General features: G+C 60.4%; 22 protein-coding genes and 1 riboswitch. Of the genes, 10 read left to right on the forward strand and 12 right to left on the reverse strand.

The window, feature by feature from the left end; all coding sequences use genetic code 11:
* Nucleotides 1-79: 79 nt before the first annotated feature.
* From BS629_RS00560 to bcoG, 5 genes are read right to left on the reverse strand one after another with little or no spacing between them, the layout of a single operon-like run.
* Nucleotides 80-862, reverse strand: a complete 783-nt coding sequence (locus BS629_RS00560) for a carnitinyl-CoA dehydratase (protein ID WP_018246826.1) — start codon at nt 860-862, stop codon at nt 80-82.
* 6 nt (nt 863-868) lie between these two features.
* Nucleotides 869-2,923: an acetate--CoA ligase family protein gene (locus BS629_RS00565; RefSeq protein ID WP_077987916.1), complete on the reverse strand. Its 2,055-nt coding sequence runs from the start codon at nt 2,921-2,923 to the stop codon at nt 869-871.
* A gap of 4 nt (nt 2,924-2,927) precedes the next feature.
* Nucleotides 2,928-4,088, reverse strand: a complete 1,161-nt coding sequence (locus BS629_RS00570) for an acyl-CoA dehydrogenase family protein (protein WP_018246824.1) — start codon at nt 4,086-4,088, stop codon at nt 2,928-2,930.
* Between the two features lie 10 nt (nt 4,089-4,098).
* On the reverse strand, nt 4,099-5,589 hold the full coding sequence (locus tag BS629_RS00575) for a carnitine 3-dehydrogenase (RefSeq protein ID WP_018246823.1): 1,491 nt from the start codon (nt 5,587-5,589) through the stop codon (nt 4,099-4,101).
* A 7-nt stretch (nt 5,590-5,596) separates the two neighbouring features.
* On the reverse strand, nt 5,597-6,499 hold the full coding sequence (gene bcoG / locus BS629_RS00580; RefSeq protein ID WP_018246822.1) for a 3-dehydrocarnitine:acetyl-CoA trimethylamine transferase BcoG: 903 nt from the start codon (nt 6,497-6,499) through the stop codon (nt 5,597-5,599).
* Nucleotides 6,500-6,600: 101 nt separating this feature from the next.
* Between bcoG and BS629_RS00585 the strand changes: the two genes are divergently transcribed.
* Nucleotides 6,601-7,599: a GlxA family transcriptional regulator gene (locus BS629_RS00585; protein WP_018246821.1), complete on the forward strand. Its 999-nt coding sequence runs from the start codon at nt 6,601-6,603 to the stop codon at nt 7,597-7,599.
* Here the strand turns inward: BS629_RS00585 and BS629_RS00590 are convergent.
* Entirely contained in the window at nt 7,574-8,449 is an 876-nt protein-coding gene (locus tag BS629_RS00590) for a LysR substrate-binding domain-containing protein (RefSeq protein WP_018246820.1), read from the reverse strand. The two genes, BS629_RS00585 and BS629_RS00590, sit on opposite strands and share 26 nt — an antisense overlap.
* A gap of 112 nt (nt 8,450-8,561) precedes the next feature.
* Here BS629_RS00590 and BS629_RS00595 point away from each other — a divergent pair, with 112 nt between their 5' ends.
* Nucleotides 8,562-9,467: a DMT family transporter gene (locus tag BS629_RS00595; protein ID WP_018246819.1), complete on the forward strand. Its 906-nt coding sequence runs from the start codon at nt 8,562-8,564 to the stop codon at nt 9,465-9,467.
* Nucleotides 9,468-9,628: 161 nt separating this feature from the next.
* Nucleotides 9,629-9,828: riboswitch (cobalamin riboswitch) on the forward strand.
* 218 nt (nt 9,829-10,046) lie between these two features.
* A complete protein-coding gene (fdhA, locus tag BS629_RS00600) occupies nt 10,047-11,237 on the forward strand; it encodes a formaldehyde dehydrogenase, glutathione-independent (protein WP_018246818.1) in 1,191 nt (396 codons plus the stop codon).
* Between the two features lie 186 nt (nt 11,238-11,423).
* Here fdhA and BS629_RS00605 read toward each other — a convergent pair whose 3' ends face one another.
* Nucleotides 11,424-12,230, reverse strand: coding sequence for an ABC transporter substrate-binding protein (locus tag BS629_RS00605; protein WP_018246817.1), 807 nt, complete (start codon nt 12,228-12,230; stop codon nt 11,424-11,426).
* 105 nt (nt 12,231-12,335) lie between these two features.
* Here BS629_RS00605 and BS629_RS00610 point away from each other — a divergent pair, with 105 nt between their 5' ends.
* Together BS629_RS00610 and BS629_RS00615 are read left to right on the forward strand one after the other, a co-directional pair.
* On the forward strand, nt 12,336-14,702 hold the full coding sequence (locus BS629_RS00610) for a putative bifunctional diguanylate cyclase/phosphodiesterase (RefSeq protein WP_027690342.1): 2,367 nt from the start codon (nt 12,336-12,338) through the stop codon (nt 14,700-14,702).
* 80 nt (nt 14,703-14,782) lie between these two features.
* Nucleotides 14,783-15,367: a cysteine hydrolase family protein gene (locus BS629_RS00615; protein ID WP_018246815.1), complete on the forward strand. Its 585-nt coding sequence runs from the start codon at nt 14,783-14,785 to the stop codon at nt 15,365-15,367.
* A gap of 79 nt (nt 15,368-15,446) precedes the next feature.
* On the opposite strand, the gene speB is transcribed toward BS629_RS00615, so the two are convergent.
* Nucleotides 15,447-16,502 carry an agmatinase gene (gene speB, locus BS629_RS00620; protein WP_018246814.1) on the reverse strand — a complete coding sequence of 352 codons (1,056 nt, stop codon included), beginning with the start codon at nt 16,500-16,502 and terminating at the stop codon, nt 15,447-15,449.
* A gap of 96 nt (nt 16,503-16,598) precedes the next feature.
* Here speB and BS629_RS00625 point away from each other — a divergent pair, with 96 nt between their 5' ends.
* A complete protein-coding gene (locus BS629_RS00625) occupies nt 16,599-17,762 on the forward strand; it encodes an aminotransferase (RefSeq protein ID WP_018246813.1) in 1,164 nt (387 codons plus the stop codon).
* On the opposite strand, the gene BS629_RS00630 is transcribed toward BS629_RS00625, so the two are convergent.
* The 4 genes from BS629_RS00630 to BS629_RS00645 all read right to left on the reverse strand — a co-directional run bounded on the left by BS629_RS00630 (nt 17,739) and on the right by BS629_RS00645 (nt 21,519).
* A complete protein-coding gene (locus BS629_RS00630) occupies nt 17,739-18,278 on the reverse strand; it encodes a flavin reductase family protein (protein WP_018246812.1) in 540 nt (179 codons plus the stop codon). The genes BS629_RS00625 and BS629_RS00630 overlap by 24 nt on opposite strands.
* Complete coding sequence (locus BS629_RS00635; RefSeq protein WP_018246811.1) at nt 18,275-19,630, reverse strand: LLM class flavin-dependent oxidoreductase; 1,356 nt, start codon at nt 19,628-19,630, stop codon at nt 18,275-18,277. The genes BS629_RS00630 and BS629_RS00635 overlap by 4 nt, the downstream gene beginning before the upstream one ends.
* 218 nt (nt 19,631-19,848) lie before the next feature.
* Entirely contained in the window at nt 19,849-20,781 is a 933-nt protein-coding gene (locus BS629_RS00640) for a LysR family transcriptional regulator (protein WP_018246810.1), read from the reverse strand.
* A 30-nt stretch (nt 20,782-20,811) separates the two neighbouring features.
* Nucleotides 20,812-21,519 carry a histidine utilization transcriptional repressor HutC gene (locus tag BS629_RS00645; protein ID WP_018246809.1) on the reverse strand — a complete coding sequence of 236 codons (708 nt, stop codon included), beginning with the start codon at nt 21,517-21,519 and terminating at the stop codon, nt 20,812-20,814.
* Nucleotides 21,520-21,746: 227 nt separating this feature from the next.
* Between BS629_RS00645 and BS629_RS00650 the strand changes: the two genes are divergently transcribed.
* The 4 genes from BS629_RS00650 (at nt 21,747) to BS629_RS00665 (ending at nt 24,767) form a co-directional block, all read left to right on the forward strand.
* On the forward strand, nt 21,747-22,574 hold the full coding sequence (locus BS629_RS00650; RefSeq protein ID WP_026188802.1) for a transporter substrate-binding domain-containing protein: 828 nt from the start codon (nt 21,747-21,749) through the stop codon (nt 22,572-22,574).
* Between the two features lie 98 nt (nt 22,575-22,672).
* Nucleotides 22,673-23,314 carry an amino acid ABC transporter permease gene (locus BS629_RS00655; protein WP_018449128.1) on the forward strand — a complete coding sequence of 214 codons (642 nt, stop codon included), beginning with the start codon at nt 22,673-22,675 and terminating at the stop codon, nt 23,312-23,314.
* Nucleotides 23,311-23,979 carry an amino acid ABC transporter permease gene (locus BS629_RS00660; protein ID WP_018246806.1) on the forward strand — a complete coding sequence of 223 codons (669 nt, stop codon included), beginning with the start codon at nt 23,311-23,313 and terminating at the stop codon, nt 23,977-23,979. The genes BS629_RS00655 and BS629_RS00660 overlap by 4 nt, the downstream gene beginning before the upstream one ends.
* Nucleotides 23,976-24,767: an amino acid ABC transporter ATP-binding protein gene (locus BS629_RS00665; RefSeq protein ID WP_018246805.1), complete on the forward strand. Its 792-nt coding sequence runs from the start codon at nt 23,976-23,978 to the stop codon at nt 24,765-24,767. The genes BS629_RS00660 and BS629_RS00665 overlap by 4 nt, the downstream gene beginning before the upstream one ends.
* Nucleotides 24,768-24,792: the final 25 nt, after the last annotated feature.

Below are 24,792 nucleotides of genomic sequence, written 5' to 3' on the forward strand. Positions count from 1 at the left end.
GGGCAAGTCCGCAGGCGGTTTCCTCTCCACCTCCGGTGCCCGCATCATGCGGGAAAATAATGCGGTTGCTGCCGCCTGGTTATTTTCCTTTCCAAATGGGGCTTCGCTTCTCGGCGAAGGCCCGTGCGCCTTCCAATTGGTCCTTGCTCGAATAGAGCCTGTCGACCGTCGCAAACTGCCGCTTGGTGACCTTGTTCATGGCAGTCTGGAACGTCGAACCCTCCGCTTCGCGCACGATTTCCTTGATGGCCGCATAGACGAGCGGCGGCCCGCTCTCGAGCAGACTAGCAAGCTCCCAGGCTCTCTCCATCAGCCTGTCGGCCGGCAGGACCTCGTTGACGAAACCCCAGCGATGCGCCTCGTGAACGTCGAGCCAGCGACCGGTCAAAAGCATGTCCATGGCGATGTGGTAAGGAATGCGCTTCGGCAGCTTGATCGAAGCTGCGTCGGCAACCGTGCCCGAACGGATTTCCGGCAGGGCGAAGGTCGCGTGCTCGGCGGCGATGATCAGGTCGGCAGAAAGCGCAATCTCCAATCCACCGCCGCAACAGATGCCGTTGACCGCACAAATGACCGGCTTGTTGAGATCGCGCAATTCCTGCAGCCCGCCGAAGCCGCCCACACCGTAGTCCCCGTCGACCGCATCACCTGATGCCGCTGCCTTGAGATCCCAGCCGGCACAGAAAAATTTCTCGCCGGCGCCCGAGACGATGGCGACACGCAAGGCCGGATCGTCGCGGAAATCCCGGAAGATCACCCCCAGGGAACGGCTAGTCGCAAGGTCGATGGCATTCGCCTTCGGCCGGTCGATGACGACTTCGAGTACTCCACCGTCATGTCGTGTGCGAATGTGGTCGCTCAACCTTTACTACCTCCTCCGCCGTACCAGGGCATCGACTACGACAACACCATGCCCTTCGGGAAGAACCATCAATGGATTAATGTCGAGTTCCTCCAGGGATGCCGCATTCTTTACGACATAGTCTGCCGTTGCTGAGACAGCACCGACCACGGCTTCGAGATCGCCTTTTGGCCGCCCGCGATAGCTATAGATCAATTTTGCAAGTTTGAGACGCGAAATTGCCGCGTGAATGTCGGTTTTCGTCGCCGGAAGGGGCAGAACGACCGAATCTTCAAGCAATTCAACGAAGATTCCGCCCGCTCCCAAGGTGAGCGACAATCCGAAGACAGGGTCGCGGATGGCGCCGACAATGAGCTCGGCGACCGGTGAATCGATCATTTTCTCGACGAGATAACCGGCATTCGGCGGCATGGCCGTCGCCGCATTCGAGACCGCTTGCATATCCTTTAGGTTGAGTGCGACCGCCCCAGCCTCGGTCTTGTGTGCAATGCCGAGCGCTTTGAGCACGACAGGAAAACCGAGCCGCTCAGCCTGCTCGGCCGCTTGACCGGGAGAGAAGGCCACCAGCCCTTGCGGAACCGGAAGGCCGAAGGCGGCAAGTTCGGCCTTCGCATCGGCCTCCGTCAGCGTCTCGATCTCGCCATCGATAGAGGACACATCGAGCAGCGGCAGGGGCGGCGGGCGATCCCACGCCTGGCCGATGCCGGCGGCGACTTCCGCAGCCGTGATGGCTTCGTCGATACCGCAGAAGGCAATGATGCCATTTGCCATCAGCCGATCGGCGATCGGCTCCGGCATGTTTTCCGGAAGGGTTGCCAGAAGGCCGGCCAGCGCACCGGTTGCGGCGGCAGCCGTCATGACCGCGTCTGCCGTCATCGCCCATTCGGATGCATCGCAGCGGTCACCGCGGGGGAAGTCGAGGACGACGAGATTAAGGGCATAGCCGCCGTCGAACATGGCGCTGAAGGCTTCGGTCTGGCGTGCGAGATCCCCCCAGACGAAGGTGTGGTAATCGAGCGGATTGGAAAGCGTCACCATCTCGCCCAGCACCCGCCGCAGCCGTGGCAATTGTTGCGGCTGCAACGCTGGAAATTCCACATTGCGACCGACGGCGGCATCCGCCATCAGCGAGGCTTCGCCCCCCGAACAGCTCATCGACGAGATCGAATGGCTGGCGAGCGGTCCGGCGACATGCAGCAACTTCAGGGTTTCGAGCAGCGCAGGCAAGGTCTGGACACGGCCAAGGCCGAGGCGGGCGAGCACGGCGTCGGCGACCGCATCGCTGCCGGCAAGCGAGGCTGTATGCGACACCGCCGCGCGTTTTGCCTGCTCGGACCTGCCGACCTTCAGCACGACGACCGGCTTCCTCGACCGCCGGGCCATGGTGGCCAGACGTTCGAGTGCAGAGAGATCGCCGAAACCTTCGACATGAAGGCCGACCGCCGTGACGCGCGGGTCGTCGATCAGTGCGCAGGCGACATCGGCAAGCGATGTCTGCGCCTGATTGCCGGCAGTGACCACATAGGCGATCGGCACGCCGCGGGTCTGCATGGTCAGGTTGATGGCGATGTTGGAGGATTGCGTGAGGATGGCGACGCCACGTTCGATACGCTGCATGCCATGCTGATCGGGCCAGAGCAGCGCACCGTCGAGACCGTTGATCAGCCCGTAGCAATTCGGCCCGAGGATCGGCATGTCGCCAGCCGCCTCCAGCAAGGCCTGCTGCAGCGCGGCACCGTCGCCGAGTTCACCTGTCGCCTCGCTGAAACCCGATGCATAACAGACCGCCCCGCCGGCACCGGCCTCAGAAAGGCTGCGGACAATCTCGACGGTCAGCGTCCTGTTGACGCCGACGAAGGCGGCGTCAGGCGCCGAAGGCAGATCGGATACGGAGCGATAACAGGGCCGCCCGAGGACCTCTTCGAGCTTCGGATGGACAGGCCAGATCTCGCCCGCAAAACCCATGCGATCGCACTGCTCGATCACCCTGCGCGCCTCGCGGCCGCCAAAGACGGCGATCGTTTGCGGTCTGAGCAGGCGGTCGAGCGGGCGAGGCGTCATCGGCTCACGCTCCCAAGGGTCTAAGCAGGTCGCGGCTGATGATATGCCGCTGGATTTCAGAGGTGCCGTCCCAGATGCGCTCGACGCGCGCATCGCGCCAGAAGCGGGCGAGCGGCAGGTCGTCCATCAGGCCCATGCCGCCGAAGATCTGGATCGCCTCATCGGTGACGCGGGCCAACATTTCGGAGGAGTAAAGCTTGGCCGAGGCGATCTGCCGGTCTGCGGAGAGCCCGGCATCGAGCCGCCAGGCGGCGGCGAGCGTCAGCCAGTCGGCCGCGTCGATCTCGGTTATCATATCGGCGAGCTTGAACGACACGCCCTGATTAGCGCCGATCGGCTTGCCGAACTGTTTGCGCTCGGCGGCGTAGGGCAGCGTCATGTCGAAGACGCGCCGTGCCCGGCCGACGCAGGTGGCGGCAACCGTCAACCGTGTGCCGTAGAGCCATTGATTGGCGATATCGAAGCCGCGATGCACCTCGCCAAGTACCTGGCTCGCCGGAATCCGGCAATCTTCGAAGCTGAGCGTTGAGTTGTGGTAGCCGCGATGCGAAACGGAATCGTAGCCTTTGAGGATTTCGAAGCCCCGCGTGCCGCGATCCACCAGGAAGGCGGTGATCTTCTTCTTGATGCCTTTCGGCGTCTCTTCCTCGCCCGTCGCGGCAAAGACGATGACGAAATCGGCGACATCGGCATGGGAGATGAAATGTTTCGTGCCGTTGAGGACGAAATCGCCACCGTCGCGGCGGGCAGCGCATTTCATGCCGCGCATGTCAGATCCGGCGTCCGGCTCGGTGATGGCGAGCGCGTCGATCTTCTCACCGCGCACTGCGGGCAGGAGGTAGCGCTCTCGCTGCTCGCCCTCGCAGGCCATCAGGATGCCGGAGGGCCGGCCGAAGAAAACCGTCAGCCCCAGGGAACCGCGCCCGAGCTCCCGCTCGACCAGCGTGAAGGTGAGATGGTCGAGGCCGGCGCCGCCGACTTCTTCCGGGAAATTGCAGGCATAGAAGCCAAGATCGATGCATTTGCGCCGGATCTCGTCTCCGAGCTCCGGCGGGACGACACCGCTGCGCTCGACCTGGTTCTCGTGCGGATAGATTTCGGTCTCGACGAAGGCGCGGACCGTCTCGACGATCATTACCTGTTCTTCGCTCAGTCCGAAATTCATGCCGATCCTCCTACCGTTTCTGGCCGACGTGACGGCCAACACCTTCAGGCGAGACCAAATTCGCATGCGCTTCGGCAATCGACTTGACTTTGTCGAGAATGACGGCCGGCGCCGGTGTCGCCTTGCCGGCCTTGCTGTCGACATGCAGCAACATGTGCTCGGCGCTTGCCAGAGCTTCGCCCGTCACTGTGTCGTGGAGGGTGTGGAAGACATGCAGCCGCTTCTCGTCGACGGAGAGGATCTGGCAGGTCGAATGGATCGCCTGGCCGAGCTTCGCCTCGCCGAGATGGCGGATGTGGGTTTCCACCGTGTAATAGCTCCGCCCCGCCTCGACATAGGCGAGATCAACGCCGATGAGGCGCAGCAATGCATCCGAGGTATCCCCGAAAACCTGCAGATAACGGTGTTCGGTCATATGGCCGTTATAGTCGACCCAGGCGGGGCCGACTTTCGTCTCGACAAGCCGCAGCGGCTTCAACGGGTCGAAAGACGTATTTGCCCTGCCGGCTTCTGCCCAGAGCGATTGCTCGAAGTCTTTCAGCAGCTTGCCGGCGCCCCAGCCCTCGCCGTCGTGACCGCCCTTCAGGGCCTGCAGGATGCCGACGAGGTTTTCGTCGCGGATGCGTTCGAGCTCGCGGATCGACAGTCCAGCCGCCTGTTCATCGGATTGCCGGCCGATCTTTTCGATCAGTGCATCGTCGAGATCGACGACATCGGTGAGCTTGGTCCACGGCCAGGCGAGGCATGGACCGAACTGGGCAAGGAAGTGACGCATACCGGCCTCGCCGCCGGCAATGCGGTAGGTCTGAAACAGGCCCATTTGCGCCCAGCGCAGGCCGAAGGAGTAGCGGATGACGTCATCAAGCGTCTCGACCGTGCAGATATCGTCGTGGATCAGCCACAAGGCCTCGCGCCAGAGCGCTTCGAGCAGCCGGTCGCCGACAAAGGCCTCGATCTCCTTGGCGATGTGGACGCCCTTCATGCCGATCGGCACCAGTCTTTCCATCGCCGTCTGGATGGTCGCCGTCGAGGTCTTTTCGCCACCGACGATTTCGACGAGCGGCAGCAGATAGACGGGATTATAGGGGTGGGCGACGAAGAGGCGTTCGGGATGCTTCATGTCGCGCTGCAGGTCGGTCGGCAGTAGGCCTGAGGTGGAAGAGCCGATCAGGGCGTCCGGGCGCGCCACAGCATCGATCTCAGTCAGCACCCCGCGCTTGAGGTCGAGCCTTTCCGGCACGCTTTCCTGAATCCAGTCGGCGCCGGCGACGGCTTCCTCGAGCGTCGTGCAGAAGGTCAACCTGCCGCGGGGCGGCAGGGGTGCTCCGGTCAGCATGGCATAGGCTTTTTCGGCGTTGGCAAGCACTTCGCCGACGATGCGGCTCGCTTCCGGATGGGGATCGAACACATTCACGTCGATGCCAGCCAGCAGAAATCGCGCGATCCATCCGCCGCCGATGACGCCGCCGCCGATACAAGCCGCTTTGGTGATCCCTGTCATGCCGTCCTCAGCGCTTCGTCAGTTTGAGTTTCTTGCGAACGTCTTCCGGACCGATGATCCGGGCACCCATGCCCTCGACCACCTGCACGGCCTTTTCGACGAGTTGCGCATTGGTGGCGAGCTGGCCCTTGCCGACGAAGAGGTTGTCCTCCAAGCCGACGCGCACATTACCGCCGGCGAGAACGGCGGCTGCCGGATAGGCCATGGCGTTGCGGCCGATCGAAAAGGCCGAGAAGGTCCAGCTCTGAGGCACGTTGTTGACCATCGCCATGAAGGTATTGAGATCGTCGGGCGCACCCCAGGGAATGCCCATACAGAGCTGGATCAGCACCGGGTCTTCGATCAGGCCTTCCTCGGCAAGCTGCTTCGCAAACCAGAGATGGCCGGTGTCGAAGGCCTCGATCTCGGGCCGCACGCCGAGATCCGTCATCTTCTTCGCCATGGCCCGCAGCATGGCCGGCGTGTTGGTCATGACATAGTCGCCGAGATTGAAATTCATCGTGCCGCAGTCGAGCGTGCAGATCTCAGGCAGGCACTCGGCGACGTGGCTGACGCGCTCGGTGGCGCCGGCCATATCCGTGCCCTTAGGATTGAGGGGAAGGGGGCTTTCGACGTCCCCGAAGATCAGGTCCCCGCCCATGCCGGCGGTGAGATTGAGGACGACGTCGACATCGGCCGAACGGATGCGGTCGGTGACTTCCCTGTAGACATCGTTGCGGCGGCTGGCAGCACCCGTTTCTGGATCGCGGACATGGCAGTGAACGACCGCAGCACCGGCCTTTGCCGCATCGATGGCGGAATCGGCGATCTGCTTGGGAGTGATCGGCACGTGGCTGGATTTGGAAACCGTATCGCCGGCGCCGGTGACGGCGCAGGTGATGAAGACATCGCGGTTCATCGCAAGAGGCATGTATTTGTTCTCCCTCGTCTTGTCCGCATTACGCGACAGGATGGATGGCGATGCGTTGCATTTTCGGAAGCAATTGATACATTATCGGAACTCCGAGGGAGGTGGCCTTGCTGCAGCGATCGACGGAACGGCTCGATATCGACCTTCTCGTCCTGCCGGACGCGAACCTGATCCTGATCGCCTCGGTGATCGAGCCGCTGCGCGGTGCCAACCGCATTTCCGGCAGCGAGCTCTATCGCTGGCGGCTGCTCACGCCGGACGGAGCACCGGTCCCGACCACCAGCAATATCGCCGTGCCCGCACAAGGCGCTTTCAAGGCGACGACCGAGGATACGCCGCTATTCGTGCTTGCCAGTTACAACTGGCGCCACAGCGCGACGCCGGCCCTCAAGATGCAGCTCTCCCAGGCTGCCCGCTATCGCACGGTGATTGCCGGCATCGAGTCCGGCACATGGCTGCTGGCGGAAGCAAGCCTGCTCGACGGACTGCCGGCGACCGTCCACTGGGAGGACTACGAGGATTTTGCGCTGGCCTATCCTGAGGTGCGGGCCGTCAAGGATCGTTTCGTCATCGACGGCAAGCGGCTGACGACCTCCGGTTCGCTTCCAACCGTCGACCTGATGCTGGAAGTGATCAGGCAGCGGCAGGGTTATTCGCTGGCGCTCGAGGTCAGCCGGCTGTTCCGCTATGAGCAGCCGTCCTTCCATGCCGATGAGTCACTTTCCGCAGCCTCGGCTGGGTTGCGCATGCACGATTCCCGTGTCGCGCAAGCGGTGCGGCTGATGGAAGAGCATATCGAGCAGCCTCTGATTCTCACGCGGCTCGCCCGCAGGGTGGGCATCAGCGCCCGACATCTGCAGGATCTTTTCCAGCAGAGTATCGGCGCGCCGCCGCATGTGCATTATCTCGCCCTGCGCTTGAATGCGGCCCGCCGCACGGTGATCGAGACGACGGCCTCCTTCGCCGACATCGCGGCGGCAACCGGCTTCAACTCGGCCTCAGCCTTTGCGAGAAGCTACCGGGCGAGTTTTTCCGAAAGCCCGTCCGAGACCCGGCGCCGCTTGCGCCGCCGCATCACGTCATCGGAGATGCGGGCATAGGCTGGAATGCGTCCCGTATCATTTCGGCAAGTTCCCGAACGGCCTCGCTGGAACGGTAAGTGCTCCGGCGGAGCACGACCTTGGAGGAATCGACCGGCGGGAAACCGTCTTCGGCGGTGAGTTCCCGGCAGCCGGGCGGAATGCTGCTGCGGGAAAGCGTGGTGACGGCAAGGCCTGCGGTCACGGCATTCTTCAGCCCCGAACCGGTATCGGCAATGAAAGCGATTCGATAGTTGCGGCCGATCTGCTCCAGCGACCGGAGCGCAAAATCGCGTGACCAGGTGGAGTTGCGATAGGTCGCTATCGGCAGGGGATCGATGTCGTGCAGCCTGTGGACCATCGATGTGACCCAGACTGTGGGATCGATACAGATGACCTCGCCTTTCGTCTCATCGCTCCAGTCGAAAACGACGGCCAGATCGAGTTCATCCCGCTCGAGGGCGGCCAAGTTGCGAACTGTGTAGTCGCAGGACACGGTGACCTCGACGGCCGGGTGGCGTACGGCGAAAGCCGCAAGGGCCGCCGGCAGCACCGTCTGGCTGTATTCCTCCGGAATTCCGATGCGCACCGGTCCGTCCAGCGGATTGCTGCGGATCGTCGCGGCGGCCTCGTTCAGGAGGTCGATTATCCTGCGGGCATAGGGGACGAGCTGTATACCCTGGCGCGTCAGCAGCACGCCGCGGGCGCCCCGTTCGAACAGGGTTTCGCCGATCGTCTGCTCAAGCCGCTTGATTTGAGTGCTGACCGCCGACTGCGTCCGCCCGATGCGCTGGGCAGCCGCGGAGAAATTGGAGGTCTCGGCAACGACCAGGAAGGTTCTGAGCAGGTCGCTCTCGATCGGTTCGTGCATGGGTTAGCCATAGAAAAAATCGATGGTAGCTATCTCTACTATTCGTTTGTCTGATGTCAATTCTTGACGCAGAAATGAACCGCGTTCGACTTCCTTCTTTGAGAATATCTGCGTGACCATTGAAAATCCGGCCAGACGCCTCGCAGGCAGCGAGCACGAGAAGGGTGTGCTTCTCATCATTGCCGCGACACTTGCCTGGAGCGCGAGCGGCGTCTACTCGCGGCTCCTGACGACCGACGTATGGACGGCGATTGCCTGGCGATCGTTGTTCGGCGGCCTGTTTCTGCTGATCCCCTGCCTTTTCCTCGAAGGGGGCATCTCGCGGCAGCAATGGCGATCCGTCTTCCATCCGTCCGGTCTTGCCATGATCGCATGCCAGACCTTCAGTCAGGTATGCTTCATCGGGGCGCTTTACATGACCACCGTCGCCAATGTGACGATGATCTATGCGACCGCGCCCTTTATCGCGGCACTGCTCGGCTGGGTCATCCTCAGGGAGAGGGTCTCCAGGCGAACGCTGATTGCCGGCGGCATTTCGCTCCTCGGAGTCGCGGTCATCGTCGCCTCGTCGATCGGCGGCGGCACCGGTTGGGGTGACCTGCTGGCGCTCGGCATGACCGCGTCCTTCGCGCTCGTCATCATCATTCCGCGCATCAGTCCCGACGTGCCAAGCCTGCCGCCGACCGTGGTCAGCGCTTTCCTGACACTCGCACTCTTCGCGCCGTTCGGTTCGGTCGGCTCGCTCGACTTGCACAACTGGATCGTCCTTGCCGCCTTCGGCGCGACCAATTTCTCCCTGGCGCTGGTGCTCTTCCTTGCCGGGGCGAAACGAATGCCGCCGGCGGAAGCGGCGCTGATCGGCACGATGGAAATCGTGCTCACGCCCTTCTGGGTCTGGCTGCTGTTTTCCGAAGAGCCGCCCGTCGCCACCTTTTTCGGCGGCGCGATCATCCTCGGCGCCGTATTCTGGCACACCGCAATCGACGTCAGCCGCAGCCGGCGACCGCATCGCGCCTAAAGCCTTTAGGCGGCGATCAAATCTTCCCGGACGATCCGGAAAACCGCCGTATTCGCGGGATCAATTATTTCCGCTACGCAGCGCTATTGCGACTTTGCCGACTGTCGTCTTTGAGTTGCGCCCATGTCGTTTTCTTGATCGCTGTTTTACGTCAGGCATGGTTTGCTTGTGGTGTTCAAGGCGCTATCTCGCAAACTGGCGAAATGGACCATTGGGACGCTGGCCTGACGCCGGCGCTGCCCCGCAGCGGTAGAAGAACTGAAATCCTCAAGGAAATCGCCGGATAGTCATCCGGAAAGATATCGAGATGGATCGAAAGGAGATTCTGGAGCCGGAAACCAGCTCTTGGCATAGCAAATCGACGGATTGCGGCAGACGATCACGAGCGGAACGACAGGCGAAAACCATGGCGTTCACTCCTCTTCTCCATCCAATCTGTCCCTTTTGCAAATCGAATATCGCCCGATGCGGCGGTATCCTGTGTTGTGGACCGGGCTGCAGAGGAGGCAGGCCGGAGGGAAGGTTGCCATCGACTGCATCGGTTGCAGACCGAGGCATTCAAACAAGTGGGAGGAATTCATGAGCAAAAATAGAGGCGTCGTCTATCTCCGGCCGGGCAAGGTCGAAGTTCGCGACATCGACGACCCGAAGCTGGAAGCGCCCGACGGCCGCCGCATCGAACACGGCGTGATTCTGAAGGTGATCTCGACCAATATCTGCGGCTCCGATCAGCACATGGTCCGCGGCCGCACGACGGCGATGCCGGGCCTGGTCCTCGGTCATGAAATCACCGGCGAGATCATCGAAAAAGGCGTCGACGTCGAAATGCTCGATATCGGCGATATCGTCTCGGTGCCGTTTAATGTCGCCTGCGGCCGCTGCCGCTGCTGCAAATCCCAGGATACGGGCGTCTGCCTGACGGTAAATCCGTCGCGCGCCGGCGGTGCCTATGGCTATGTCGACATGGGTGGCTGGATCGGCGGACAGGCGCGTTACGTCACCATTCCCTACGCCGATTTCAACCTGCTGAAAATTCCCGATCGGGACAAAGCCATGGCGAAGATCCGCGATCTCACCATGCTTTCCGACATTCTGCCCACCGGCTTCCATGGCGCAGTGCGTGCAGGTGTTGGGGTCGGCTCGACCGTCTATGTCGCCGGTGCCGGCCCTGTCGGCCTTGCGGCTGCGGCTTCGGCTCGCATTCTCGGCGCTGCTGTCGTGATGATCGGTGATTTCAACAAGGACCGTCTGGCGCATGCGGCGAAGGTCGGTTTCGAACCGATCGACCTGTCGAAGAGCGACCGTCTCGGCGACATGATCGCGCAGGTCGTCGGCACCAATGAGGTGGACAGCGCCATCGATGCGGTCGGCTTCGAGGCACGCGGCCACTCGGGCGGCGAACAGCCGGCGATCGTGCTCAATCAGATGATGGAGATTACCCGTGCCGCGGGTTCGATCGGCATCCCCGGCCTCTACGTTACCGAGGATCCGGGCGCCGTCGACAACGCCGCCAAACACGGCAATCTGTCGCTCCGCTTCGGCCTCGGATGGGCCAAGGCGCAGTCCTTCCACACCGGCCAGACTCCGGTGATCAAATATAATCGTCAGCTCATGCAGGCGATCCTCCACGACCGGCTGCCAATTGCCGATATCGTCAACGCCAAGGTCATTCCGCTCGACGATGCCGCCAATGGATATGAGAGCTTCGACCAGGGAGCGGCGACGAAATATGTCCTCGATCCGCACGGAGAGGTCGCGAAAGCCGCCTAGAGCAATTCCAGCAAAAGCGCGTAGCGGTTTTGCGTCCGGAATTGCGAGAAAACAAAGGGATAGAGCATTTCCGTGATTCGAAGAAAAACGGAAATGCTCTAGCGACTACGACTGAGGACTTTACCTGATAGGAATGGCCGGCGGAAAGCCGGCCATTCTGCATCGCACAACGATTTGATTGACGAACTACTGGATGCTGAACGGGAAATATTTTGCGTTGATCATGTCGTAGGTCCCGTCCGCCTTGATGCTCTTCAACGCTTCGTTCAGGCGCGCAAGACGCTCCTTGTCATCGAGGCGCAGCGCGATGCCGGCACCCTCACCGAAGTATGTGATGTCGACCAGATCCGGTCCTTTGAACTCGCAGCAGCTTCCTGCCTTGGTGTTGGCAATCCAGTCGTAGATGGCGAGTTTATCCTCGAGGATAATGTCGACGCTCCCGTCCGCCAGACCCTTGTACAATTCCGGCGAAGACCGAAACACCTTCTTTTTCATTTCCGGATAAAGATGGTTGGCATAGGATTCCTGCGCTGTCGACGATGTCACCCCAAGAATTTTATCGTCGAGGGCGGCGGGGCTGACATCGCTGATCGACGAATCCTTCCGGGCGATGAACACAGACGGGCTGTTGTAGTATTTTTCAGTGAAGGCAACCTTTTGACGCCGCTCAAGGCTCATCGACATGGATGAGATGATCGCGTCGTATTTGTCGGCAACGAGATCGGGGATAATGTCGTCCCACTTCTCGATGATAAATTGGCATTCGAACTTGCCAACCTCGCACAGCGCATTGGCAATATCGATGTCGAAGCCCTGAAGTTTGTTATTTGCATCGAGATAGTTGAAGGGCGGAAATGCACCTTCGACGGCAATTCTCATTGGCATGCGATCTTGCGCGGCCACCTCAAGCGGCGAGGTCGCGGCCAAAAAAATACCCATCCCGCCCGCCATCAGCGCTCCGCGCAGTATAGTCTGAATGGATATGCGCAACATCGTCGGGAGCTCCTCGGGGAATAGTCGATCTCGCCCCATAGTGCGCCGCAGCCTTTAATTCTACGTGAACGCTTCTTTGTTAGCGTCGGCCAATGCGCCCGTGTGGTGGTGTTCAGGGGTCTAGGCTTGCAGATCGTTCTTCCTTCCAGCTCCAAGACGTTTCAGCAATCCTGGATTGCCTCGGGAAGAATTCTGTTTCTGATTGCCGTCAGCGGACTTGGAGCGATCGGACTTGTTGTACTCTCGGCGCTCTGGGCAGGAACCGAAAGCGATGCTGCCGCCCTTGATCGACAGCGCCAGCTTGTGAATGCCCGCCTGCGGGAACAGGTCGATCAAGTCGCCCATGTCATCGGCCAGTTCGGCAACGGCTACCTCACACGTGTTTATCCGGCTGCCCGGTCAAGCGGAGGTTCCTCCAGCCTCGATGCCGTTCTGACAGCGGCCGCCGGGAGTGCGATCAGCCAGACCGCAATGTCCGCCTTCGGCTACGATCAGGCCTTTGTCGTCGACGAGAAGGCTCAACTGCTGATGCTGGCGGACGCCCAAACGGAAAAGCGTTATCGCTGGATGAAGCCTCTCTTTTTGCCTCTGCTTCAGGATGCCCGCCTCGGGGTGAGACCAGGCGCGGTTTCCAACGAAAGAACGCCGTCCTCGATGGAAAGCCGCCTTGCGAGCCCAGGACGCTCCAACACTGCGTTGGCCAATCTGATGCGGCTGGAAGGTCGGCCGACGATCGTCGGCGTCGTCGCCATCAACGATCCCGAAGAGGGGCAACGGCAGACGATGCGGCAATTCCTGATCGTCGTGCGGTTTATCGATGGTGCGGCGCTGGACGAATTGAGCCGGCAACAGGGCCTCAACGGCGCGCGCTTCGCGCGCACAGCCGATGCAGACGAAAACGAGGTTGCCTTCCAGATCGACGCCACGGCAAATGGCGAACCGATCGGCTTCATCGTATGGCGGCCCGATCTTCCAGGCTCGAGAGTGATCGGCCGATTGATGCCGGCGCTTTCGATTGCCGCCCTGGTGATCGCGATCCTGTTCTCGGTTTTGCTGGTGCGCCTGCGAAGCAGCCTCGGCGAGTTGAGAAAAAGCGAGCTGCATGCAAGACAGCTTGCCTTGCATGACGTGCTCACGAGCCTTCCCAACCGCGCTTTGTTCGCGATGAGGTTCGACGAGTGCCTGGCCGAGACGAAGAATTCGGCCGAGCGCTCGGCAGTCGCGCTTCTCGATCTCGACCGCTTCAAGGCCGTGAACGACACGTTCGGCCATGCCGCCGGCGATGAACTCATCAGGATGGCTGCGGAGCGGATCCACTCCCTGCTTCGTCCGGGCGACACGCTTGCCCGGCTCGGAGGGGACGAATTCGCCCTGCTTCTCCGGGACATCAAAGACCATGATCAGGTTTTGCCTGTAATATGCGACGCGATCGTTGCCGAACTTGGCAAGCCCTTCCCGCTTTTGAGGGGCGAGGCGGTCGCACGGGTCGGCGGCTCGATCGGCGTGACCGTCGTGCCGGACGCCGGGCGGAATGCCGACGACATCATGCGCTACGCCGACGTCGCGCTGTACGAGGCAAAGATGGGCGGCAGAGGCCAGTGGCGCGTCTATTCACCGTCCATGGACGGCGGCAGGAATGCGCACGACATTCTCAAGAACGAATTGCGGGAAGTTCTGGCCAAAGGCACGGCCTCATCCGCTGACGGTCCACAATCCGACCCGATTGCGAACAAGCCGGACTTCGGATCGCTCGAAGTCTACTACCAAACGGTACATCGCGCCGAGGGCGGCGGATACTCGGCGTCGGGCGCGGAGGCTCTCGTGCGTTGGCGTCACAGTCAGCGCGGACTATTGACGCCTGCCAGCTTCATCCCTGTCGCCGAGGAGGGCGGCCTCATCGACGCTCTCGGTTTCTGGGTATTGCGCGAAGCCTGCAGAGCCGCCTGCAAATGGCCTGAAAACACATTTGTTGCGGTCAACGTGTCTCCCGCCCAGTTGAGAAGACCAAATTTTGCCGAGGAAGTATTCGCCGTGCTCCAGGAGAGCGGCCTGCCGCCGTCCCGGCTCGAGCTCGAGCTCACCGAGTCCTCGCTCATCGAGGATAACTCGGACGTCTATACGGTGCTGAAGTCGCTGCGCAGCCAAGGTGTTCAGATTTCGCTCGATGATTTCGGCACCGGCTTTTCATGTCTCAGCCATCTGCTACGCTTCGATATTGACCGCATCAAGATTGATCGTTCGTTCGTCTCACAGCTCGGCACGAAAGCCAACGGGGCGGCCATCATTGGCGCCATCGTCGCGCTTAGCCGCAACCTCGGTATCTCGACGACGGCTGAAGGGGTCGAAACCGAATATCAACGCGACTTTCTGGCCGCCCTCGGCTGCACCGACCTCCAAGGCTACTTTTTCTCCAAACCGGTTCCTCTTCGCGAACTTGATAGTTTCCGGACAGCTGAGAGCGCTGTCGCCTGAGAGGCCTCTGATCTTCCGCTGGTTAGGGGAACTTTCACCCCGCGCCGCGGTTGACGCCCGAAGACCGAGTGGAGGATGTGATGGGCGAGGTCGGGGAGTGGCGGCACCTTTGCGTCGATATGCAGCGGATGTTTGCCGAAGACACGCCGTGGCACGTTCCCTGGATGGCACGGATCTCTCCCCAGATCGAAGAGCTGGCCAGGCGGCACTCGTCGCGAACGATCTTTACCCGCTTCCTGCCACCGGAGCATGCCGACGACATGCCGGGGAAATGGCGGGATTATTACCAGAAATGGTGGATGATGACGGGTGAGCATCTTCCGCGCGGATTCATCGATCTCGCCCCATCGCTGGCGTCGTTGGTTCCACCGGCAAGGCACTTCGACAAGCGCACCTATTCCCCCTGGATTGACGGCCGCCTGCATCCGATCCTTCAATCGGAGCGGGTCGATACCCTTATTATAACGGGTGGTGAAACGGATGTATGCGTGCTGGCCACGACGCTCGGCGCAATCGATCTCGCCTATCGTGTCATCGTGCTGAAGGACGCCGTCTGCAGCGGCGCCGACGATACGCATGACGCGTCACTGGAACTTCTGCATGATCGGTTCTCCGTGCAGCTTGAACTCATGAAGACCGAAGAATTTTTGAGCGAGTTTGGCTAGAGCCTGGTGTGGCGATACAGCCTCCACAGCAATACTGCTCATCGCCACGAATGACATGGAGATGACCGAGAGGTCGGCCTTAGCGTTTGCCGATCGACGGACTAAACACCATGAGGCTCAGGATTTCAAAGAGCACCTGTGCTGCGGCGTGCGCTGTGTTGGTCGTTGCGTCATATTGCGGGGCAACTTCGACGACGTCACCGCCCACCAGGTTTATCCCTTTCAGCCCGCGTATCAGTTCAAGGACTTCACGCGTGGTCAATCCACCGACCTCGGGCGTGCCCGTGCCGGGCGCAAAGCTCGGATCGAGGCTGTCGACGTCGAAGGAAAGATAGGTCGGGCCGTCGCCGACGATGGATTTTGCCTTGGCAACCACGGCCGCAATCCCCATTCCGCTGATGTCCTCTGCGTGGATCACGGTCATTCCCGACGCATAGGAGAATTCCCACAAATATTCCGCCGAACCACGGATGCCAATCTGGATTGTCCGTGTCGGATCGAGCACGCCGTCCAGCACCGCATTGCGGAACGGCCCGCCGTGATGAAACTTCGTCTGATCAAAAGCGCCGCTTGTATCGCAGTGGGCATCAATATGAATGAGGCCGACCGGTTGCTGCCGACCGATGGCCTTCAAAATCGGGTGGCTGATGGAATGATCGCCTCCAACGGAAAGCGGGGCAACGCCGGCATCGACGATCTGGCCGATGCGCTTTTCGATGTCGTCATGGCTGAGTTCCAGCCGGTAGCGGCTTTGGAACGATATGTCGCCGATATCGGCGACCCGAAGATCGAAGACCGGCGCCGTGGCAAGGACGTGATTGTAGGGGCCGATCCTTTCGATGGCACGAAGTGCTCTCGGTCCGAAACGCGAGCCTGGACGATTGGTGACGCCAAGGTCCATGGGGATCCCGGTGATTGCAACCTGGAGATTGCCGAAATCCGGATCCTCGGCTGCGACCTGCATGTAGGGTGCGCTGAGGAAGGTCGGCACTCCGGCGTATGGCGCCAGTCTCGTGCCGCTCTTGGAGATGATCTTCTCCGCCACTTTGCGAAACTTCTCATCGAATATCTCGCCGCCATTGGCGTCTGCAAATTCTGCGCGCAGCTGTTCCAGCCGCGTTTTGTCCCACACCATGCGCATGCATCTCCGCTTCAGGTCCGTCTCGTCAGACAAAGAGGTTGAGAAAACAATTGGTATCGTTGTAGCAATCGGTATCAAAGAGAAATCGACATGATCGCTGCAAAACCCAACTCGCTCGTTGCCCGCCTCTCTGCCCCGCCCATTCCTTCCGTCGTCGCCTGGAGCCGCGAATACAAAGGAGAAAAAGGGCCGCTCATCGATTTGTCGCAAGCCGTGCCCGGCTATCCTGCGCATCCGGAGATGCTTCGGCTTCTTGCCGAGGCGGCCGGACAACAGGCGATGACGGGATACGGGCCGATCGAGGGCGAACCTCTGTTGCGCAAGACCTACGCGGCTCACATTGCCGAGCTTTACGGCGCCGACCTTTCCGCCGGTAATATCCACATTACCGCCGGCTGCAATCAGGCGTTCATGTGCGCAGCGATCGCGCTTGCGGGCGCCGGCGATACCGTAGCACTAACCAATCCCTTCTATTTCAATCACGATACGACGCTGTCGATGCTGGGGATCGGGCGTCGATTGGTCGATTGCGACGCCGCCGCCGGCTTTCTTCCCGATCTGAGTTCGGCCGAGGCTGCACTTGCGGCCGGCGCGAAGATACTTGCCATCGTGACACCCAACAATCCCACCGGAGCCGTGTATCCACCCAGCCTGCTTCACAAGCTTTTTGTGCTCTGCCGGAAATACGGCGCCTGGCTGATCCTCGACGAAACCTATCGCGATTTTCTTGGCGAGGATTACGGGCCGCCGCACTCCCTTCTGTCCGAGCCGGGCTGGGAGGACACGCTCGTTCTTCTCTACAGCTTCTCGAAATCCTTCTGCATTCCCGGTCACAGACTGGGTGCAATCACGGCAGGCCCCAAACTCATCGCCGAGATCGCCAAGGTGATGGACAATATGCAGATCTGCGCGCCGCGTTCGGCTCAGATCGCCGTTGCATCGGCGATCCCGGCACTCGCTGAGTGGCGAGCCGGTAACCAGCTGGAGATCACTCGCCGTGCGGATGCGTTGAGGCTGGTCTTTTCCGGGCTGCCGGATTGGGAGATCGCCGCGATCGGCGCCTATTTCGCCTTTGTCCGCCATCCCTACGCTGATCGATCATCTTCAGAGGTTGCCGAAAAACTCGCCAAGGAATCCGGCATTGTTTGTTTGCCCGGAGCCTATTTCGGGGAAGGGCAGGAGCGCTACCTCAGACTTGCCTTTGCCAACGCGGATGTCGCCTCGATAAAGCTATTGTCCGAGCGCCTTCGATAGACGGTTTTGATCAACCTCCGCCGGAAGTTGGTGATAACCACCGCGCCAGTAAAGCAACGGTCCTATGCCCTGCCGAATTTCAATCGCGCAGACATGTCCGACCAAAATGGCATGGGAATTGTAGTGGAATGCGGTTTCGAGCTTGCAGTCCAGGACCGTCAGGGCATTTTCAAGGACCGCCGCGCCGGTCTTGAGGCGATACCATCCGGCGTTGCCGTAGCGTTCGGCACCCTTTCGCCCGTCAAGACCGGCAAAGGATTGCGCCACCTGCTCCTGGTCGGCAGCGAGCACGTTGACACAAAAGCAGCCGTATTGCTGCAGTGCCGGCCATGAGGAAGACGCGCGGTTGACACTGACGATGACGGAAGGCAACTCCGCCGAAAGCGAGGAGACCGACGTTGCGGTGAAGCCGGTGCGGTCTCTACCGTCGCCGACCGTAATCACGCTGACCGCACCCGCCAGATGACGCATCGAAAGCTTGAAGTCCGCCTCGCTGATCAAAGCCTCGGCACTCATCGGGCTGGCTCTTTCGTTTTGGCAAAGCGGTTTACAGGCCTTGAAAGACCGAGGTTTTCTCGCAAGGTCTTGCCCTCGTACTCCTCACGGAACAGCCCTCGGCGCCGAAGCTCGGGCAGGACCAGCCGCACGAAATCGTCGAGACTGGACGGCAAGGTGGGGAACATCAGGATAAAGCCGTCGGCGGCGCGCGTCTCAAACCATTCCTCCATGAAGTCGGCAATCTGGGCTGGCGTGCCTGTGATGCCATTTCCGGTATGCTTCTCGGCATAGTGCCGGATGAGTTCGCCGACGGTGTGGCCGCTTTTCACGAAATCGACCAGTTCGTCGAACAGAGCGCGTGATCCCTTTGGCGCCGCCGGCAGCCGATCCATGGGGAAAGGCTTGTCGAGCGCCACGTCGCGCAGGTCCGCCTCCAGAAATTCGGAGAGCATCAGCAGGCCGACATCCGGATGCATCTTATCGATCAGATAGTCGACCTTCGCCTTTGCCTCGGCTTCAGTTTCACCGACGTTGATCACGATACCCGGCATGATTTTCAGGTCGTCCGGATCGCGTCCATGGGCCGGCATCCGGCGCTTGACGTTGTCGTAGAAGGCACGGTTTCGGTCGATATTCGATGCGAGGCTGAAGACGATCTCCGCCGTGCGTGCCGCCATGTCCATTCCGGGTTCCGAACCGCCCGCCTGGGCGATGACAGGACGACCCTGGGGCGTTCGCGCGATGTTGAGGGGCCCGCGAACCTGGAAGTGCTTGCCTTTGTGGTTGAGCGTATGGTGCTTGTCTTTGTCATAGTAGACACCGTTTTCACGGTCGAGAAGCAGTGCGCCATCCTCGAAGCTGTCCCAGAGGCCGAACACGACATCGACGAATTCGTTGCCGCGCTCGTAGCGCAGCGCATGCGGGTCGAGCCCCTCGCGGTTGAAGTTGTAGCCGGTTTCGTCGTGATCGGAAGTGACGACATTCCAGCAGACACGCCCCTTGCTCAGATGGTCGATCGAGGCGAACAGACGCGCGACATTGTATGGCTCGTAATAACTCGTTGAGACCGTCGCCACGAGACCGAGATCGTTGGTGGTGACCGCCAGAGCCGAGAGCAGCGAGAGGGGTTCGAAGCGGTTCATCTTGGTCGGAATTCGGGCAAGCGCATTCGGATCGCCGACGGCGGCGGCAGGAGAATCCGCCATGAACATGAAATCGAATTTGGCCGCCTCGGATCGCTTGGCGACATCGAGCAGATGAGCGAAGTCGTTGGCGCCATTGACGTCGCTTGCCGGATGCAGCCAGGAGGCCGGATGAAAGCCGAACGTATAGACGAAAGTCCCGAGTTTCATCTTGTCGGTCCGCGCCATTGAGTTCTCCTGCCATTGTCCGCCACGCCGTCCCCTTGAAGGCGACTGCGCAAATTATCGCCAGGCGCAAATTTTCATCAATATCGCGTAGCTGAGTTCCGTTTTAGTTTTTCTAAAGTGTTGACGTACAGCGCCGCGCGTCCTTTCTGACGCGCAAAGGACGCTGTAACATTTTTGAATCGATGCATAATTTCTCAAATCGATTCCGATTTGAGAAATTATGCAGCAGGAGCCGATGCCGAAGCCTGCTGACGGGAAATAGCAATGAGCCAATCGCGGAATTCGCGCCCATGGGGCTTCTGCAAGGCAGCACGATCCCAGGCGAGAAAATAGCTTTCACGCAGTGCAATGCGCATGTCGACCGGAATGACGAGCGTTTGCGCCTCAAGCTCATCTGATATCATCGACATCTGCGCGAGCACGACGCCGCGCTTGTTGACGGCTGCATCAATCGCACTGCTCGACAAAGTGAAGGAAAGGCCCGGCGTCGACACATCGAACGCGACGCCGGCCTTGGCGGCAAACTCCGCCCAGCTGGGGTAGGGGGTGAAGTGCCGTTCCCACTCGACATGGAGAAGGGGTTGTTCGAAAAGATCGCGCGCCGTATGTGCGCGATCCTGCATCAGCGCCGGCGAGCAGGCCGGAACGACCCAATCGCGGAACAGTTCGGTATAATGTTCGTGCTGGAGGACGTCCGATCCGTAGCTGACACGGAAATCGACATCGTCGAAACCGATCCGGGGCTCTTTGTCGCGTCCGATAATCCTCACTGGAACTTCGGGATGAAGCGCCTGCCAGTCGAAGATCCGCCTGCCGATCCATTTGTTGACGACGGAGGAAAGCGCACTGAGCACCAGTGCCGTCTCGTTGCGCGCCTTTTCCAACAGTTGCTGAGCGAGCGCAAATTGCTCGAAGCCCTTCGATATCTCCTGATGGTAGAGCCGGCCCCAGGCGGTCAGCTCGACGGTTCGCCCGCTGCGCTCCAGAAGCGAAATTCCGAGAAAGCTTTCGATCTTGCGAATCTGCTGGCTGATGGCCCCCGGCGAAACCCTCAGCTCCAGTGCCGCAGCCGTCACGCCGCCGCAGCGCCCCACCGCCTCGAACGCCTGCAAACTTTTCAGCGGTATCGCCTTGAGGCGCTCATCGGTCACTTGCAGAACCTCTCGTGATTTGCGTCGAACTCAATTTGCTGCCGGATGAAACGTCCCCGCAAACTGGAACCGGTCGCCCGGATGGGTAAACTCGACATAGGTCACCGTGCGTCCGTTCTGCCAGGTCTGGCGAATGAGGCTAAGGCAGGCCTCGCCACGTTCCGTCTGCAGGATCCGCGCCGTAGTAGTGTCGGCCGAGACGGCGCGAATGACATGTTTGGCCTTGGACCAGGGAACCTCATCAAGCAGCCATTTGCCGGGCGGAATTGAAGCAAAACTCTCCTCTCTCGCCCGTGGGACAGCATCGAGCATGATGATCCGCCGCTCGATGGCATTCGGTCTGCCGTCGACGATATGCAGGCACTGAAGCCTGAGAACTTCTGCATCGGCAGGCTCCGACAGCTGCTGTGCCTCCGCCTCTCCAAGGCGCTCGATCTTGCGGGCGAGGATTTCGAAGCGGTGTTCGTGCCCGGCCAGTTCCGCTTCGGTGCTGATATCCTGGATATCCATCACCGTGCGGTCGATCTGGGGCGATGCGACAAACGAACCTGTCTTGCGCCGTCTGACGATCATGCCGCGCTCGGCGAGCGCCGACAGCGCCTTGCTGACGGTCATCCGCGAGCACCGATATTTCGCCGCGAGTTCGTGTTCGACGGGAATACGGTCACCGGGCCGCCAATCACCGCTGATGATCTTCGTCTCGACATCGGTAAAAATACGTTGATAAATCGACACCAAGCCCGCACCTCATCCGGCGTCAACGATCATAAGTTCCGGAACGGTCATGCCAGCGAGATCGACGCCACCCGGCACAAATTTTGCGTTCCTCGTCTTTTACATTGACACTCTAGGCCAGCCTATATCTATTTGTATAGTCAAAAGCGGAGCATAGAAATCCGCGCAGAGGAAATCGAAGTCGGGAACCAAAACTCCTCCGCCGGGGGAATAAAACTGGAGAGATGATCATGAAGGCAAATTCACTGCTGAAGGGTCTGGTCGGCGCTGCGTTCCTGTTCGGAGCAGCCGTTTCCGCCCATGCAGCCGACACGCTGGCCGCCGTCAAGGCAGCCGGCACCCTCAAGGTTGGCACCGAAACGGCTTTCGCACCGTTCGACTATATCGATGCCGGTGAACATACCGGCTTGAACGTCGACCTCTTTGCCGAGATCGGCAAGGAACTCGGCGTCAAGATCGAGTGGATAGCGCTTCCTTGGGACGGCGTCTTCCCCGCGCTTGAGGCCGGCAAGTTCGATGTCGTCGCAGGTCCTGCAACGATCACCAAGAAGCGCATGGAGCGCTATCGCTTCACGCCGCCGATCGCCGAAGCGACGATCGCCATTCTGAAGAAGGCTGGCGACACGACGATCAGCAAGCCGGAAGATATTGCCGGCAAGACCATCGGTGTCGGCAAAGCAACTGCCCAGCTCGACCAGCTGAAGGAATTCTCCGGCACGCTGCCGACCAAAGTCGACGTGCGCGAATATCCAGCCTTTACCGAATCCTACGCCGATCTCGCCGCCGGCCGCATTGCCGGCGTTGCCAACTCGCTGCCCAATATCGCCTTCGTCGCTAGCCAGCGAAAAGGCACGTTCGAAGTCGTCCTGCCGCCATTCGGCAAGAAGTCCTATTTCGGCTTCATCGGTCTCAAGGATGCCGATCATGCGCCCCTGATGGATGCGATCGATGCCGCGATGCTCAAGATCAAGGCAGACGGACGTATGGCAGAGCTGCAAAAGAAGTGGTTTGGTGCGTCTTTCGATACGCCTGATGCTGTCAAGGATCCGGCATTCTGATTAGCCGCCGGTGAAACGAACGCGCCCCGCCATCAGTCGGGGCGCAATCCGCCGTGGGATCAAAGTTCACGGCCGCAGCGCCCAGGCAAGCACCGCCCATGTCCATCAAGCTATTCGAACTGCTTCTGCAAGCCTCGATCTACACGGTGACGATCAGCGTGGTCTCCATCCTGATCGGCTTTGCGATCGCGATCGTCATTTCAGCCATGCTGCTCTCACGGCAACGGCTTTTCGTGTTGCCGGCGCAGATTTTCATCAGTTTCTTTCGTGGTGCACCGCTGCTGGTCCAGCTGTTGCTGATCTACAATCTGCTGCCGGTGATCGGCATCAACGTGCCGAGCATCGTTGCGGCCGTCGTTGGCCTGTCCTTGTGTACTGCGGCCTATCAGGCTGAAAATCTGCGCGGTGGTTTTTCCAGCGTTCCCCTGGGCCTTGTCGAATCTGCTGAAATGGTCGGCATGACTCCCATTCAGATCTTCCGTCGCATCAAGGCGCCGATCGCCCTGCGCCTGACTTTCCCGGCGCTCGTCAATGAAGCGATCCTTATCCTGAAGGCGTCTTCGCTCGTCTCCGTCGTCGGAATCGTCGAGCTGACACGCATGGCTCAGGACCTTGCCGGCAGCACCTTCCTGCCGCTCGAGATTTTTGCTTCCGCAGGCCTGATCTATCTCGTCATCAATTGGATCGTTGCCCTTGCGGGCGGCCTGATCGAACGCTCCCTGCCAGGAGTGCCGCGATGACCTTCGATACCAATGTGATTTTCAGCAACTTGCCGGAGATCCTCCACGGTGCGTGGGTCACCATCCTCATCTGGATCGTCACCACTCTTGCCGCTGCCGTACTGGGTTTCCTTGTCGCTGTCGCGCGACGTTTTGGCGGCGTGCTGTTGGACAGAGGGTTCGGCCTTGTCATCGCAGTGCTGCGCGGCACGCCCTTCCTGATTCAGATATTCCTCGTCTACTATGGCGGCCCTTTCGTCGGATTGTCACTCGATCCGATCCCGGCCGGCATCGTCGGCCTTTCCATCTACGGCGCGGCTTATTTCAGTGAGATATTCCGCTCGGGCTTTGCCGCCGTCCCGAAGGGACATATCGAGGCCGGCCTGTGCGTTGGCCTGACACAAGGGCAGATCATCCGGCGCATATTGCTGCCGGAGATGACCATGCTGGTGTTGCCACCTTCGGTCAACATGACAATCATCCTCATGAAGGAGACGGCCGTTCTGTCCATTATCACCGTGCCAGAGTTGACGGCGACACTCAGCGCCATCGGCTCGCAGCAATATGCTTTCGTCGAGGCGCTCTTCGTCCTTGCGCTATTTTATTGGGTACTGGTCGAAATCACCGGCTGGCTCGGCCATCTCGCCGAAACGAAACTCACCAGATTCAGGTTTTTCAACATATGAGCGTTCCTGCGATCGCAGTCAAAAATCTCGTCAAGACGTTCGGCGGCTCCACCGTGCTGCACGGCATCGACCTCGAAATCGAGCAGGGACAAGTCTCCTGCGTCATCGGCCCGTCGGGATCCGGCAAGAGTACGCTGCTGCGCTGCATGGCCTTTCTCGAGGAATCGACCAAGGGGACGATTGCCGTCAACGGCGAGGTGCTTGGCTTTGCCGAAAACGCCAAGGGCGTCCGTGAGCGGGTGCCGACTGCTGTGAACCGGCAGATTCGATCACAGATCGGCATGGTCTTTCAGCAGTTCAATCTCTGGCCGCATATGACGGCGCTCGGCAATGTCAGCGAGGCGCTGAAGACGGTTCACAAGATGAGCCGTAGGGATGCGGAGGAGCAGGCCATGGCCCAGCTCGTCAAGGTCGGCCTCGAGGGCCGGGCGGGGCACTATCCATCGCAGCTCTCCGGAGGGCAACAACAGCGTGTCGCTATCGCCCGGGCGCTTGCCCTCAACCCGAAGATCATGCTGTTTGACGAGCCGACCTCGTCACTCGATCCCGAGCTGACCGGCGAAGTGCTCAACGTCATGCGCGATCTCGCCGCCGAGGGCATGACGATGGTCGTCGTCTCCCACGAGATCGGATTTGCAGCAACGGTCGGCCAGCAGATCATCTTTCTCGATCACGGCAAGGTGCTGTTCACCGGCCCGCCGCAGGACGTCTTCAAGCGACCGAGAAACCCCCGGCTCGAACAATTTCTGGATACCTATATCGATCGTGGAGCCTCGATGCTGCTGTGAAGCTCATGTCCTTCCGGATCGTCGG

The sequence above is a fragment of the Rhizobium leguminosarum bv. viciae USDA 2370 genome, from assembly GCF_002008365.1.
GTDB classification, from domain to species: domain Bacteria; phylum Pseudomonadota; class Alphaproteobacteria; order Rhizobiales; family Rhizobiaceae; genus Rhizobium; species Rhizobium leguminosarum.